The following is a 13990-nucleotide window of genomic DNA, read 5'->3' on the forward strand; positions in this document are numbered from 1 at the left end:
GGTACTGGTTTCCTTTTTTGTTTTATAATGATTCTAGCGCTTATTGATAATTAAACCTGTTTAAGTTGTTGTTTATCAGTCGTTAATAATTTTTGTTTACCGGATGAAGCATCTTGAATAATCAGTATCTTCGTTTACTGATTATTAACACATGAGAAAACCAATTTTTTTAACCGTTCTCCTATTACTGGTTTGCAGCACTGTTTTATGGGCCCAATCGGCAGTAAGCATTAGCAAGGCCAATCTTCCTACTTGGTTGAGAGCAAGCCAAATGAAGCCCCAATCCATCGATTTGAATGATATCAGTATGGGCTATTATTTTGAATTGATCGAAAACCAATATAATCTGCAGAACCAGACCCATTTCAACAGGACCATCAAAGTCGTTAGCGAGGCAGCGGGAGCCGAAAATGCGGGGCAGGCGAGCGTCAGCTTTGATCCCACGTACCAGAAATTGGTTATCCATGAACTTAATGTTATTAGAGATGGTAAAGTATTAAATCGCTTGGATCTTTCTAAATTCAAGACTGTAGCCGTCGAGACTGAACTTTCGAGAATGATATACAATGGTATTTATTCCGCAGTTGCTGTTTTGGATGATGTCAGGAAAGATGATAAGATTGTGTTTTCCTATTCCCTAATCGGTTTTAACCCCGTATTTGAAGGGAAATTTGCGAACACCTATTATTTAGAAGGTACCGAACCAAATGGTCTGTTACACCTAGTTTATATTGTTCCTGAGGGCCGTATACTAAATATCCGAAAACAAAAGGGTGCAGCAGTCGAGAAAAAGCAGATAAATGGTAATTTAACCTATTATTATTGGGAGCAACCCATGAATGCGTCCGAAGAAACGGGATTGTATACACCCAGCTGGTTTGATAATACCCCTCGTGTTGAGGTTTCTGAATTCTCTACTTGGAGGCAAGTTGCAGATTGGGCGAAGAGGATCAATCCGATCCCTAATATTAAAACCGGCTCAGCTTTGGATAAGGAGGTGCAAAAACTTTGGCAGGAGGCTGGAGGAGATAGTCTGAAATATTTTGAGAAAAGCCTGGACTTCGTTCAGAACTCCATCCGTTATATGGGAATTGAATTGGGCGAACATTCCCATCGTGCTCATCTTCCTGAAGTGGTCTATAATCAACGATATGGGGATTGTAAGGATAAATCACTGTTATTGGCTTCCATGCTCAAGAGCAAGGGAATAGGGTCTTCTTTGATATTAGCTAATACCTATCAGGACAAGGAATTGGATAAAGTACAGCCGAACCCATTTGCGTTTAACCACATGGTATTGGCAGCAGTGCTGGACGGTAAAATGATTGCTGTCGATCCAACGATCAGTGATCAAGGAGGATACATTCTGAATCGATATTTTCCCTATTACGGTAAAGTCCTATTCCTTGAAAATGGAACTAAGCTTTCCGAAGTAAGAAAGCCGATACCTAACAATGCTTATTTTGTGAAAATTGTTGATGTCATTCAGATCTTGGATGATGGTAAAGCCAATCTTAAGGTCACAAGTACCTATTATGATCATGAGGCAGAGCGTATGCGCACATTACTGAAAAGCTCCGCAAAGAACCAGTTGCAACGAGAATATGAGGACTATTTCCAAAAAATTTATAGAAAGGCTAAAAATATCAGCCCATTGGACATAAATGATGATCTAGCCAACAATATCTTGACTATTAAAGAAGAATACCTCTTGGAAGATTATTTCCTGCAAGAGGACTCACAAAATGCAGCGCCAGCATATTCTAAATACATTTATGATCGTTTGCCAAACGTAGAAGATGGCACACTGGAACCAATTTCATTGAACTTTCCTATGAATGTGAATCATGAAATCAAGATTGTCAACAAGAACAATAAACCCTTAGGCTTTTTCCAACGTGAAGAAAAGGTGCTTGATCGGCAAGCTTATTGGTATTCAAGATCCCAGTCTTTCGATAAGGATACCCTCATGGTTTCAATTACCTTTCGCAGTAACGATTCTTTTGTTCCCATGGACGAGGTTCAGCAATACGTGGATGATTTCAAGGTCATGGACGATGGATTGAGTTATTCCTATTTTGTGGATAATAATGATGAGCTTGTGATTGGCTCAACGGGTGCCATTCAATTTGTCAAGATAAATTTTGGGGCACTTTTGATGTTTATTGTCATCCTTGCTGGTACAATTTACTTTTTGTTGAAGAAATTGGTGAAAACAAAACCAACTGGATTAATCAATCTATATCATGAGTATGAACAGAGAGAAATTGGCGGTTGGTTAATCATTCTGGCAATCAAGCTCGTTGTTGCGAACTTTGTCTTGCTAGGGTTGTTCTTCGTCAATTTTTCTCCAATCAGTAATTCGCTATGGGCTATGCTTGAAAATGCAGGGAATGCCTATACTTATTTACTGCTCTATTTAATGTTTTACCTGGCTTTTTATGCTGTATATTTAGCTTCTAATATCTATTCCTGTATATTGTTTTTTCAACGAAGAGATATCTTTCCACAGACCTATTTTATCGTGAATATTGGAGGGTTGGTCATCATGATCTTATCAAATTTCTCATTTTCCCTTATTTATCCAGATGGCTTGGTCTGGGGCTTTATGAGTCCTGGAGACCTCTGGACAATTCTCATAGTCATGGCTTGGTCTATTTATCTGGTGGTTTCAAAAAGAGTTAAACGAACCTTTACGGTACCTTATCAAAAAGATAGATATTACTACTTAGGTGAAAATGAAACATCCAATTCGGAGCCATCATCTGAATCAGAAAATCCATCCCCGGAAAACTATGGACCCCATCCCTTGAATAGTTAGAATAGGAGAGTTTAATATGCGTTATAGGGGTTTGTAATTTTTGGTTAATGTTGCGGGCGTATGCGATAATCCCCCAAGAAGGATAATGCATTTATTGTGCAATATCCCCCTCAATCTTGGCCAATCCTCATATCCCTTTAATCCTGGTTCATACCTCGATCTTGGTCCATCCTCTTATCCCATTAATCCTGGTTCAAAAGACATAGGTCTATTGTCTTTTGTCTCTTGTCTTATGTCTAAAGATTACTTTCCTTTTTGATTTTCCTTCTGGTCGTAATCGGTTTAGCCAATTGTTTGGCTTCATACTGTCTTTCCAGATATTTAATGATCTCTCCGGCGATATCCTTTCCGGTTGCCTGTTCGATTCCTTCGAGGCCAGGGGAGGAGTTTACCTCTAAGATCAATGGTCCACGTGCTGAAGGTAGCAAATCCACACCCGCCACGGTCAATCCCATAGCACGGGCAGCTGCAATAGCAGTTTCCCTTTCTGTCCTGGTTAATTTAACAACTTCAGCGGTACCACCACGGTGTAGGTTCGAGCGGAATTCACCCTCTTTGGCCGTTCTTTTCATGGCACCTACAACCTTGCCGTCTACTACGAAAGCACGGATATCGGTACCTTTAGCTTCTTTGATATATTCTTGGATCAAGATATTGTTTCCGAGTCCGTAGAAAGCTTCAATTACTGATGAGGCAGCTTTTTTAGTTTCGGCTAATACAACTCCGATCCCTTGCGTCCCTTCCAATAATTTGATGACCAATGGAGCACCTCCAACCATGGAGATCAGGTCGTCCACATTTGAGGCTGTCCTGGCGAAACCCGTGATCGGTAAACCAAGGCCAGCACCTGAAAGGATCTGCATGCAGCGCAGTTTGTCCCTTGAGCGAGTGATCGCTTGGGACGGGTTGGCTGAAATGACACCCATGACCTCAAACTGGCGGACAATTGCCGATCCATAGAAGGTTACTGAAGAACCAATTCTAGGGATGACAGCGTCAACCTCTGCAATATCTTGACCTTTATAATGAATGGATGGTTTTGCTTGTTGTATGCCTACATAGCATTTGCTATGGTCGATCACTTCGCATTCGTGACCTCTATTTATGGCGGATTCTACCAGTCTACGGGTAGAATATAATGACCTATTAGTCGATAATACAGCTATTTTCACAATTCTTTATTTGTTAAACAGATAACGATGTTATGAGTTTTATATGATGTTTGTTGCTAAGTTTTTTTTAGATACATCGACCAAGAATTTCCCCGTAATAAAATTACGTCCCAATAGCATGGGGTAGGACATGGCGGATCGATTTCGAAAGGACAATTTGATATCATATAGCTCGTTAAACATACGAATCTTGGTCAAAAAGATATAGCGTATCTCCGATTGTCCAAAAGAACTTTTTACTGTCCTTTCTCTGTGTACAGGGAAAGTCAGTTTCAGGGTTTTTTCACTGTCTTCGTTTGGCCTGATATAGGCGGTAATGTAAAGGTGGCCAGCTTTTTTTACCACTTCCATTTCTTCGCAATGTAGAACAGAGGTTTCAGCGCCGGTATCCGTCTTTGCGTGAATATTGTATAGACCTAGTTCCGGTAGGTCAATGGTTTCTGTTCTGCCAATGGTTTTTTTACCTCTCACTGCCTAGTCTATTCGTATACAAATTCTCCAAAAGGTGAACGGATGGTCACTTTTTTCTTGTCTGCAGCTTCCACACGACCAATAATCTGGGCAGGGATACCAAAAGATTCAGAGATCTTGATGATATCAGCAGCGATTTCCTCAGGAACATAAAGTTCCATACGGTGACCCATATTGAATACTTTATACATTTCTTGCCAATCGGTGTTGGATTCTTTCTGGATCAATTCAAACAGTGGCGGAATTGGAAAAAGATTGTCCTTGATAACATGAACATCGTCTACGAAATGCAGCACCTTTGTCTGAGCACCTCCTGAACAATGTACCATACCATCAATCTGGCTACGGTATTTGTCCAAGATCTGTTTGATCACCGGTGCATAAGTGCGCGTAGGCGAAAGTACTAATTTTCCGGCACTTACTTCTTCTCCTGTTTCAGTTTTAACCATGTCAGTCAATGCCTTACCTCCAGCAAAGACTAAGTCATAAGGAACAGCAGGGTCAAAACTTTCAGGATATTTCTCGGCAATGTACTTACTGAACACGTCATGGCGGGCTGATGTCAGACCATTAGATCCCATACCACCGTTATATTCTTTTTCGTAAGTAGCCTTTCCATAAGATGCTAAACCGACAACCACATTGCCATCTTTGATCTTATGATTAGAAATAACATCTTCACGCTTCATGCGGCAGGTCACGGTGCTATCTACGATGATAGTCCTCACCAAATCGCCCACATCAGCTGTTTCTCCACCTGTAGAGTAGATGCCGATACCCAATTCACGTAATTCAGCAAGGATTACCTCGGTACCATTGATGATTTCGGCAATCACTTCACCTGGAATCAGGTTCTTGTTTCTGCCGATGGTCGATGAAAGAATAATATTGTCAATAGCCCCAACGCATAATAGGTCGTCCAAGTTCATGATAATGGCATCTTGCGCAATGCCACGCCAAACGGATGCATCTCCGGTTTCTTTCCAATAAACATAGGCTAAGGAAGATTTTGTTCCGGCACCGTCTGCATGCATAATGTTGCAATATTGCTCATCAGCTGCTAGAATATCTGGAACAATCTTACAGAAAGCTTTCGGGAATAATCCCTTGTCAATGTTTTTGATTGCGTTGTGTACATCCTCTTTCCCTGCGGATACACCTCGTTGGTTGTATTTTAAATCTGACATCTTGCTGCAAAAATAAGCAAACCTCCCGATTATAGCGAAAAATTTTCGTTTAGAGAGGTTTGCAATTCGACATCTTCCTTTTAATGCCCGATAATCATAGTTGACAGAAGCTTCCTGAGACCTGTAAATACCTTAAAAACCTTATTCCGAGATCCCTTTCGGGTCGTAACCATTGTCCTTGACCTTGATTAATTGATTGAACAAATGCAACATGAGTGTATCTGTCCTTGGATCTTCCTTCAGGTATTTTTCATTTTCCTTATCGGTTGCAATGAGATTGAACAATTTATCGTTCATAAAATAATACCGTACCTCGCCCGCCTTTTTGGTTTTGTCCATGTCAAATTTCGGGTCTATGATATGTGTATTGTAATTGTACTGCTGCTCAAATACGAAAGACAGCTTATCATCTTTCAGGTACATGTCCTGCAAGGAATAACCACCTTCACCATAGTTCCTCGCCTTGATAAGTTCTAATTTGTTGTTCTTGAAGTAATATGTGGCCACACCGCCTTCAGTTGACTCATGTACTTGTGCAGAGTCTATTTTATCCCAATCTTTGATAGCATTGATCCTTTCAAAGTTTTCTCGGACCAGCAATGTCGAATCCGTGCTTGCTGCCACTGAACTGTCATTCCCATCCGTATTTGCTACCAAACTGCTATCTGAAAGTGTATTCCCTGAATTTTTATTTCCTTGGCAAGCGGATAAAGCTAGGACCGCTGCCAGTGAACATATTGCTAGTTGTTTCATATAATTTTTTAATAGTCTGCCTATGGAAGTACAAAAATAATTCCAAGGATATGCAGCAACAAAAAAGCCCTTCGTATGAATTACGAAGGGCTTTTGTATCAGCCTGAGCTTAATTTTTTTATTAATGTTTGAAGTGACGAACGCCAGTCGTTACCATAGCAACTCCTTTTTCGTTGGCCATATCAATTGACAATTGATCTTTGATTGATCCGCCTGGTTGCAAAACTGCTGTTACACCAGCTTCTCCAGCAATTTCAACACAGTCAGGGAATGGGAAGAATGCATCCGATGCCATAACGCTGCCCTTGATTTCAAAACCGAAAGATTGTGCTTTTTCGATCGCTTGCTTCAATGCATCCACACGTGACGTTTGACCAACTCCTGAAGCGATCAAGGTACCATCTTTAGCGAATACAATAGTGTTCGACTTGGTGTGTTTAACAATCTTATTTGCAAAGTATAGATCTTTCAACTGTTCTTCACTAGGTTTTACCTCCGTTACAGCAGTCATCTGTTCAGGACCTTCTACGGTATTGTCCTTATCTTGTTGGATTACTCCGTTCAATAGAGTTTTGAATTGCTGCGTAGGTAATTTAACCTCTTTGCGGCGAAGGATAATTCTGTTTTTCTTAGCAGTCAAGATCTGTAAAGCTTCTTCAGTGTACGAAGGAGCGATCAATACTTCAAAGAATAGGTTGTTGATTTCTTCCGCGGTTGCTTTATCCACTTCGCCATTGGTAATCAATACGCCACCGAAAGCTGAAACAGGGTCACAAGCTAATGCTGCTTCCCAAGCTGCCTTGATAGTAGGTCTTGAAGCTACTCCACAAGCATTGGTATGCTTAAGGATAGCGAAAGTAGGTTCGTTGAATTCATCGATAATGGCTACAGCAGCATCTACGTCAACCAGGTTGTTGTATGAAAGCTCTTTACCGTTCAATTTATCGAACATAGCGTCAAGGTTACCATAGAAAACACCTTTTTGGTGTGGATTCTCTCCGTAACGAAGAACTTGTGCATTTTGTTCCGATTGTTTGAATACGTCTAGAGGCTCTTCTTGATTGAAGTAATTGAAGATAGCAGTATCGTAATGCGAAGAAGTATTGAATGCGCGTTTAGCGAATGATTTACGTTGTTCAAGAGAAGTTGCACCTTCTTGTGCCGCTAAGATTTCTTCCAGTTCGGTATAGTCGTTTTTCGAAGAAATAATGACCACATCATTGAAGTTTTTTGCCGCAGCACGGATCAATGAAATACCACCGATGTCAATCTTCTCGATGATATCTTGCTCTGATGCACCAGAAGCTACAGTTTCTTCAAATGGGTAAAGATCTACGATTACTAAATCGATCTCTGGGATTTCGTATTCCTCTAATTGTTTTTTGTCGTCTGCCAACGGACGGCGAGACAAAATTCCACCGAATACTTTCGGGTGAAGCGTTTTTACACGGCCACCTAAAATGGAAGGGTAACCGGTTAAATCTTCAACACGTTCTACTGGGATATCTAAATCACGGATAAAGGACTCAGTACCGCCAGTGGAATAAAAAGTAACTCCGAATTTGTTTAGTAGTTGAATTAGAGGTGCAAGGTTATCTTTATAATAAACTGAAACCAATGCATTTTTAATCTTAACAGGATGATTCATTGCGTTTTGTTTGGAGCCGCAAAGATAATTATTTAAAATATAATTTTCTTGAATTTTATCACTTAATTAAAATGCCTCGGCTAAACAGTTTTAAATTATTAGTATATTGGATTATCCAATTCTAAAACAAAAAATTGACCATGAAAAATCACCTTATATTTCTAATGACCTTGTCCCTCGTCCTCATCGGTTTGGGCGGAATTGCTCAGGAAAACATTGGCGCTAAAGAGACCAAAGTCAGTTCCCCTATCGTTGCAGCAGACAATACGGTAACCTTTAATTTGGTTGCACCTGACGCAAAAACTGTTTATTTGACGGGAAATTGGATGGTTCAAAAGCCGCAAGAACTGCCTAGGGTTGCTATGAAAAAGGATGCTTCTGGGCTATGGTCGGTTAAACAGGATAGTTTAGGGTCAGACCTATTTCTCTATAATTTTATTGTTGATGGCGTGCGAATAAATGATCCTTTGAATGTGTACCAGGTGAGGGACGTGGGTAGTGTCTTCAATTACTTCATAACCAATGATGGGAATGCAGATTATTATAAGACCATGTCCGTGCCTCATGGTTCCATGATCAAGCAGTGGTATCCCTCTCGGATCAATAAATCCGAACGTAGAATGACCGTTTACACCCCGCCAGGTTATGAATCTTCCAAGGAGAAATTTCCAGTGCTGTATTTATTACATGGAATGGGAGGGGATGAAGATGCATGGCCAACCCTCGGTCGGGTCGCGCAGATCATGGACAACTTGATTGATGAAGGTAAGGTAGTGCCGATGATCGTGGTGATGCCTAATGGCCATACCAGCAATTCAGCGGCCCCTGGTTTTTCAGAAAAGGGAGAGTATAATATCGAGTTTTTTACGCCCGATGTAGGTTCTGGAGATATGGAATCCAATTTTGATGAAGTCATTAACTTCGTGGAGTCGAATTATAGGGTCATTAAGAATAAGAAAAACCGTGCAATAGCTGGTCTGTCCATGGGCGGATCCCATGCTATGTTTATATCCAGTTTCTATCCGAATACATTTGGATACGTAGGTTTGTTTTCCGCTGCCTATAGAATCAATGATAAGATAAAAAGAGAGGTCTATGATAAGTTTGATGAAAATCTGCTGAAACAAAAGGAAAATGATTACGAAATATATTGGATAGGTATGGGAGAAGATGATTTTCTTTATGACACTGGAGCTGATTTTAGGAAGAAGTTGGATGAGATAAAATTGGATTATATTTACCATGAATCCAAGGGTGGTCATACTTGGTCTAATTGGAGAGATTATTTAGTGGAATTCGGTACCTTCCTCTTCCGAGATTTTGATTAGACTAGGAGCAATAATATCCTAAGTAAAATAAGAGTTATTTGATAGGAAATCTTTGGGTTTCAGTTTGACCTCATTCGAGACACATTCGGAAAATTCGGAATGTGTCTCGAATGAGGTCAAGATGTATCCTAGGAAATTTTGAGTTTAATGGAATGCTGGATCAGGTCTCGAAGATAATGAAAAAGAAGCTTTTCCTAAGGTAGCTCCTATATTATATTTTATGATTCTAAGCTTTGTAATCCTTAGTTGTATTTTTTCAACAGGTTCTCGATCACTTTAGGGTAATGGGCGTGTTCAAGTTGTTGGCCATTGAACTTTAGTATTTCCAAAGTATCTCCTGGTTCTACCCGGAAGCGTGCCTGATGAATGATCTCTCCTTCATCGAAATTTTCATTTACAAAGTGAATGGTAATTCCGTGTTCGTCTTCACCGGCTGCCAATACTGCTTTATGCACTTTATCCCCATACATGCCTTTTCCGCCAAATTTTGGCAATAGGGCAGGATGTATATTGATAATTTTGTTTGGAAAGCTTTTTAAAAGGTTTTCAGGAACTAACCACAGGAATCCAGCTAATACTACTAAATCAATTTCAAGTCTTTTTAACAAGTCAACGATTTCATCTGTTTGGTAGAAGTCGTGCTTATCAAAAACATGCGTAGGGATTTCGAAATTATCTGCACGTTGTAAAACATATGCATCTGGGTTGTTACTTAGGACTAAGGCAACTTCGGCGCTGTCAGAGTATTTAAAATGCTCCATGATCTTTTGAGCATTCGATCCAGAACCAGAAGCAAAGATAGCAATACGCTTTTTCACAGTGTGTTATCGTTTGAAAATTTAACTTTAATTTTTCACAAATATAGCTGATTTTTTCCAATAAAGGGCGGTTTGACCTCCATATTGGGGTATTTTTTGTTAGATTTAGGGACATTAAGCTCAAAATATCAGGTTATGAAGAATATTATCTTAGTCCTATTGGCTGTTTTTGCAACCGTTGGCTTGTCGGTAGGGCAGGTTCCGGAGAGGATGCCTTCATTTTCCAAGTTTAGTGATATGAATACGGGGTCGAAGTTTACTTCTGACTCATTAAACCATAAGCATACCCAGGTATTTATCCTGTTTGATCCTGGCTGTGGGCATTGCCAAGAGCTTGGTCAGGGCATTGCCGAGTCCTTGGGTACGATTCGGGATGATGTAGATTTCTACTTTATATCCATGCAGGAAAAACCATTGGTGGATGGGTATATCAATATGTTTGCAAAAGGTTTGCGAAATGACAAGCGTGTCAAATTCCTCTACGATCCTGAAGGCGAATTTATTTTAAGTTTTAATCCCAAAAATTTTCCTTCGACCTATATCTATGAGGCCGAATCTCTACAAATAATCAAACAATTCGACGGTGAAAACCGTGTAGAAACGCTACTTCCGTACCTTCAAAAACAGGACTAGAGCATTAAAAACCTTATATTTCCTATATTTTACTTTATATTTCTAAAATTTTCCTAATAAAATAAAGTGATATTACTTATTTAATTGTTTTCATATATTTACATATTGAAAGTTTTTAAGGAAAAAACTGTCCTTGATTGGTAGTAGATAGTAAATTCTAACAAAAAGGATCTTGGTTTTGGAGATAACATAGATGCAGGCAACGATTTGTGCGAATGTGAAGACCTAAAAGAAAGCTGAAATCAAATTTTAAAAACATTTTTGAACAAACAATTGATGATATTTGAATTTTACGGGGCGATAAATTGCTGGAAATGAATGGTATTTATTTCTTTGGGGGTAATTTAACTCAAGGTTCGTATAAGTGGAAAATATATTTTCAAGCCGCATTAAACATTTTCAAAATTCTTTAGTCTTTGCGAATATCAGCCAGTCGATAATAAAATATTGTAATGGCCAAGAAATTACAATTGGGGTTGAAGTATACATTTATTTATGATTAACATTTATAAGGAATTAGCTTATCGCGATAAGGAATCTTTTATGGCGGTAGAAACTTTGATTATGTCACTTGATTTAGGACCTCAGAAGCAATTGGTGCTGAGCCAATTTCCGAACTGGGTAAATATTGCCAAGGATTATATCAAAGAACATTGGAATAAACACATCACTCTGGAAGAGTTATCCAATCTGTGTGCGGTTCATAAAGTAACAATATCGAAATATTTCGAAAAATATGCAGGTAGTACAGTACTCCTGTACCAGCGGAAAATTAGGATTATTCGAGCAGTTGAATTGATGCATTTTAGCGGTTATTCGCTAACAGAGATAGCTTTTTTGTGTGGTTTCTCGGATCAAAGCCATTTTACGAGGTACTTTCGTCAAATGATTGGATTCTTGCCTAAGGAGTTACAGAAGAACTGACGCTAATATCGTTCTATTTTAAATTTTAAGCATAGGTTTATTTTGTAACAAGCGAATAAAATCAATTGTTTAACATGAAAATATTACAGGGAAACCGACTGCCAAAACCAAATGGACATTATAGTACAGCCATAGTATCAAATCATTTTCTGTTTGTGTCGGGTCAGTTGCCCATATCGGCAGATGGAAAACATCACGAACAAGATGATTTCGAAAGTCAATTTACTGTTGTATTTCAGAACATTGAGAATATTCTATTAGCTTCTTCGAGCAGTATGTCGAAGATTGTCAAGGTTACAGCCTATGTCTGTGATGTGAAATATTGCCCCCAATTCAATGCTCTGTTTGCCGATTTTATTGGTAAACATAAGCCTGCCCGGACAGTTGTTCCGGTTGCTGAATTACGTCATGGATATATGCTCGAGGTAGACTTGATCGCAGAAGTTTAGTGTTGCACACATTTATTAAACCCGTATATTCCTTTTCATTCGAGTAATTGAGTTTAGTAGCGTCCCTGAAGGAAAACTAGTTTATTTTCTTTCTTAGGAGGTTCCGGATAAGGTTAAAGATGAAAAAGCGATTGGTTTTTTTCTTCATTTTATCTCCAATGTAAATTTTTATCCCAGGATGGATCTTGAAATTGGAATGTAAATTAATAAGAGAACTAAACAATGAAAAAGGGAGGTTTCCACTGGAAATCTCCCTTTATTTTTATTTTATCTAACGCCAGTTAATTTTGGCGATTGGCATGGTGAATCTAAGTGTTAAAGCTAATACTCAGCAAGGTTATTTCGTAGAAAGTACTTTTTCCAATAAAGCTGTGCCTACCTTTCCCAATTCATTGCTTGAGTTGGAAAGCATAATCACCACCGATTTTTCATCGGGTACAAAACCTACAAATGCATTTGAACCAGCTGTTGCTCCAGTATGGTGGTAGTAAATAACGCCATCCAACATGTTCATGTGCCAAGCCAGACCGATGTCACTGTTAGGTGGCACGAAGAAGGTGAACTGTTTGGTCAGGTTCATGGCTTTTTGAACATCAGTTTCCGGGTAGGTCAATTGTGCAATGGTATATCGTAGAAGGTCATTTACACTTGATTTCAGGGAGCCTGCTGCGGTTATGGCCTGGAAGTTCCAGAAAGGAACCTGTTGGCCTTCTCCATCAAATGGTGGAGCGATGTTTTTTTCCTTCGGGTTCAATTTATCCGTGCTGTTTGTCATTTCTAAGGGGGTCAAGATCATTTCCTTGACCATGGTCATATATGGCTTTTTCGAAATGGTCGATAAGAGTTCGCCTAATAAGCCATAGCCTAGATTGCTGTACTCGTAGACCGTTCCTGCCTCTTCTTTGGATTTGAAGCCTTTTAGGAATGCATACAGTGCTTTTTTATCATATGCAGCATAGGGATCACTGCTGGAGAATTTAGGAACCTTATTCCAGTTATCTGCAAGCCTTGGTAGTCCTGAGGTATGGTTTGCCAACATCTTGAACGTGATTTTTTGCACATCAGGATTTTGAGCTACGGAATCTGGTAGAAATTTTGCGATGCTGTCTTCCAGGGAAATAGTTCCTTTATTGACCATCTCTGCCAATAAGGTAGCCGTAAAAGTTTTAGTTACCGAACCGATTTCATATAAGGTATTGGCATCAGGAAGCGTGTTGTTTCCCGGAGTGGTTTCACCATAGAAAAATGTATTGATCTTGTTTTGATGAATGACAGCAACCGCAAGGGAATGCGCATTTCCATTTTTCGCATAATTGCGTGCTACCGAGTCGATGTATTGATCCAAAGGACTTTTAGCTTCTACATTGGAAAGGATTTCTTCCTTTTTTGGTGCCTCATCAGGGGAATAAGGTTTTATTAAAAAGGTATTGTACCTCATGTTGGAGTCAATGGCAAGTTGCATGGTCAGGGTTTCCTGTTGCAATTCCACTTTATAGGTTGCCAATCCTCTGCTAAACCCTGTTTTAGTCACATTCTCGATGCGGCCTAGGATAAAAAGATTGTCCAGTAATTCAGCCATCTTTTCCTTGCTGATGTTTTGTTTAAAATCATCGCTGGCAAGATTGTAGATGGAGTCAACTTGCTGGGAATTGAAGAAAAATTCAATTCTATTGAATACGGCTCTGTTGTTATTCTCGTCAACCGTCTGGGCTTTCACTGTGCCCAAACAAGATAAAACTAGGATAATGAGGAGGTTGATCGCTTTAATTCTCATGCCCAAAAATAC

At 39.5% G+C, this 13990-nt stretch carries 12 protein-coding genes; 5 read left to right on the forward strand and 7 right to left on the reverse strand.

Annotation, left to right across the window (positions count from 1 at the left end; genetic code table 11):
* Window positions 1–151 precede the first annotated feature (151 nt).
* Entirely contained in the window at window positions 152–2821 is a 2670-nt protein-coding gene (locus ACWICE_RS18270; protein ID WP_454298954.1) for a DUF3857 domain-containing protein, read from the forward strand.
* Window positions 2822–3057: 236 nt separating this feature from the next.
* Here the strand turns inward: ACWICE_RS18270 and rimK are convergent, their stop codons facing one another.
* From rimK to purH, 5 genes are all read right to left on the reverse strand, one after another.
* Window positions 3058–3993, reverse strand: a complete 936-nt coding sequence (gene rimK / locus ACWICE_RS18275) for a 30S ribosomal protein S6--L-glutamate ligase (protein WP_185210464.1) — start codon at window positions 3991–3993, stop codon at window positions 3058–3060.
* A gap of 39 nt (window positions 3994–4032) precedes the next feature.
* On the reverse strand, window positions 4033–4464 hold the full coding sequence (locus tag ACWICE_RS18280) for an ATP-dependent zinc protease family protein (protein ID WP_185218196.1): 432 nt from the start codon (window positions 4462–4464) through the stop codon (window positions 4033–4035).
* A gap of 8 nt (window positions 4465–4472) precedes the next feature.
* Window positions 4473–5651, reverse strand: coding sequence for an AIR synthase related protein (locus ACWICE_RS18285; protein WP_454298955.1), 1179 nt, complete (start codon window positions 5649–5651; stop codon window positions 4473–4475).
* A gap of 141 nt (window positions 5652–5792) precedes the next feature.
* The gene (locus ACWICE_RS18290; RefSeq protein WP_185210461.1) at window positions 5793–6404 is read right to left on the reverse strand and encodes a hypothetical protein; all 612 of its coding nucleotides are present in this window, start codon (window positions 6402–6404) and stop codon (window positions 5793–5795) included.
* A gap of 121 nt (window positions 6405–6525) precedes the next feature.
* Entirely contained in the window at window positions 6526–8052 is a 1527-nt protein-coding gene (gene purH, locus ACWICE_RS18295; RefSeq protein WP_185210460.1) for a bifunctional phosphoribosylaminoimidazolecarboxamide formyltransferase/IMP cyclohydrolase, read from the reverse strand.
* A gap of 140 nt (window positions 8053–8192) precedes the next feature.
* Here purH and ACWICE_RS18300 point away from each other — a divergent pair, with 140 nt between their 5' ends.
* Window positions 8193–9380 carry an esterase gene (locus tag ACWICE_RS18300; protein ID WP_454298956.1) on the forward strand — a complete coding sequence of 396 codons (1188 nt, stop codon included), beginning with the start codon at window positions 8193–8195 and terminating at the stop codon, window positions 9378–9380.
* 242 nt (window positions 9381–9622) lie between these two features.
* Here the strand turns inward: ACWICE_RS18300 and purN are convergent, their stop codons facing one another.
* The gene (gene purN / locus ACWICE_RS18305) at window positions 9623–10198 is read right to left on the reverse strand and encodes a phosphoribosylglycinamide formyltransferase (RefSeq protein ID WP_185210444.1); all 576 of its coding nucleotides are present in this window, start codon (window positions 10196–10198) and stop codon (window positions 9623–9625) included.
* A 135-nt stretch (window positions 10199–10333) separates the two neighbouring features.
* Between purN and ACWICE_RS18310 the strand changes: the two genes are divergently transcribed.
* The 3 genes from ACWICE_RS18310 (at window position 10334) to ACWICE_RS18320 (ending at window position 12204) form a co-directional block, all read left to right on the forward strand.
* Entirely contained in the window at window positions 10334–10831 is a 498-nt protein-coding gene (locus ACWICE_RS18310; protein ID WP_454298957.1) for a TlpA family protein disulfide reductase, read from the forward strand.
* 495 nt (window positions 10832–11326) lie between these two features.
* Window positions 11327–11755 carry a helix-turn-helix transcriptional regulator gene (locus tag ACWICE_RS18315; RefSeq protein WP_185210442.1) on the forward strand — a complete coding sequence of 143 codons (429 nt, stop codon included), beginning with the start codon at window positions 11327–11329 and terminating at the stop codon, window positions 11753–11755.
* A gap of 74 nt (window positions 11756–11829) precedes the next feature.
* Window positions 11830–12204: a RidA family protein gene (locus ACWICE_RS18320; RefSeq protein ID WP_185218191.1), complete on the forward strand. Its 375-nt coding sequence runs from the start codon at window positions 11830–11832 to the stop codon at window positions 12202–12204.
* Window positions 12205–12541: 337 nt separating this feature from the next.
* On the opposite strand, the gene ACWICE_RS18325 is transcribed toward ACWICE_RS18320, so the two are convergent.
* Window positions 12542–13978: a serine hydrolase gene (locus ACWICE_RS18325; protein ID WP_185218190.1), complete on the reverse strand. Its 1437-nt coding sequence runs from the start codon at window positions 13976–13978 to the stop codon at window positions 12542–12544.
* Window positions 13979–13990: the final 12 nt, after the last annotated feature.

This window comes from Sphingobacterium sp. NPDC055346 (genome assembly GCF_053645235.1).

Bases quoted from the DNA above. Each gene is read 5' to 3' on its own strand.
- ACWICE_RS18270 (WP_454298954.1), top strand. From the start codon at position 152: ATGAGAAAACCAATTTTTTTAACCGTTCTCCTATTACTGGTTTGCAGC.
- ACWICE_RS18285 (WP_454298955.1), bottom strand. From the start codon at position 5,651: ATGTCAGATTTAAAATACAACCAACGAGGTGTATCCGCAGGGAAAGAG.
- ACWICE_RS18290 (WP_185210461.1), bottom strand. From the start codon at position 6,404: ATGAAACAACTAGCAATATGTTCACTGGCAGCGGTCCTAGCTTTATCC.
- purH (WP_185210460.1), bottom strand. From the start codon at position 8,052: ATGAATCATCCTGTTAAGATTAAAAATGCATTGGTTTCAGTTTATTAT.
- ACWICE_RS18300 (WP_454298956.1), top strand. From the start codon at position 8,193: ATGAAAAATCACCTTATATTTCTAATGACCTTGTCCCTCGTCCTCATC.
- ACWICE_RS18310 (WP_454298957.1), top strand. From the start codon at position 10,334: ATGAAGAATATTATCTTAGTCCTATTGGCTGTTTTTGCAACCGTTGGC.
- ACWICE_RS18315 (WP_185210442.1), top strand. From the start codon at position 11,327: ATGATTAACATTTATAAGGAATTAGCTTATCGCGATAAGGAATCTTTT.
- ACWICE_RS18320 (WP_185218191.1), top strand. From the start codon at position 11,830: ATGAAAATATTACAGGGAAACCGACTGCCAAAACCAAATGGACATTAT.
- ACWICE_RS18325 (WP_185218190.1), bottom strand. From the start codon at position 13,978: ATGAGAATTAAAGCGATCAACCTCCTCATTATCCTAGTTTTATCTTGT.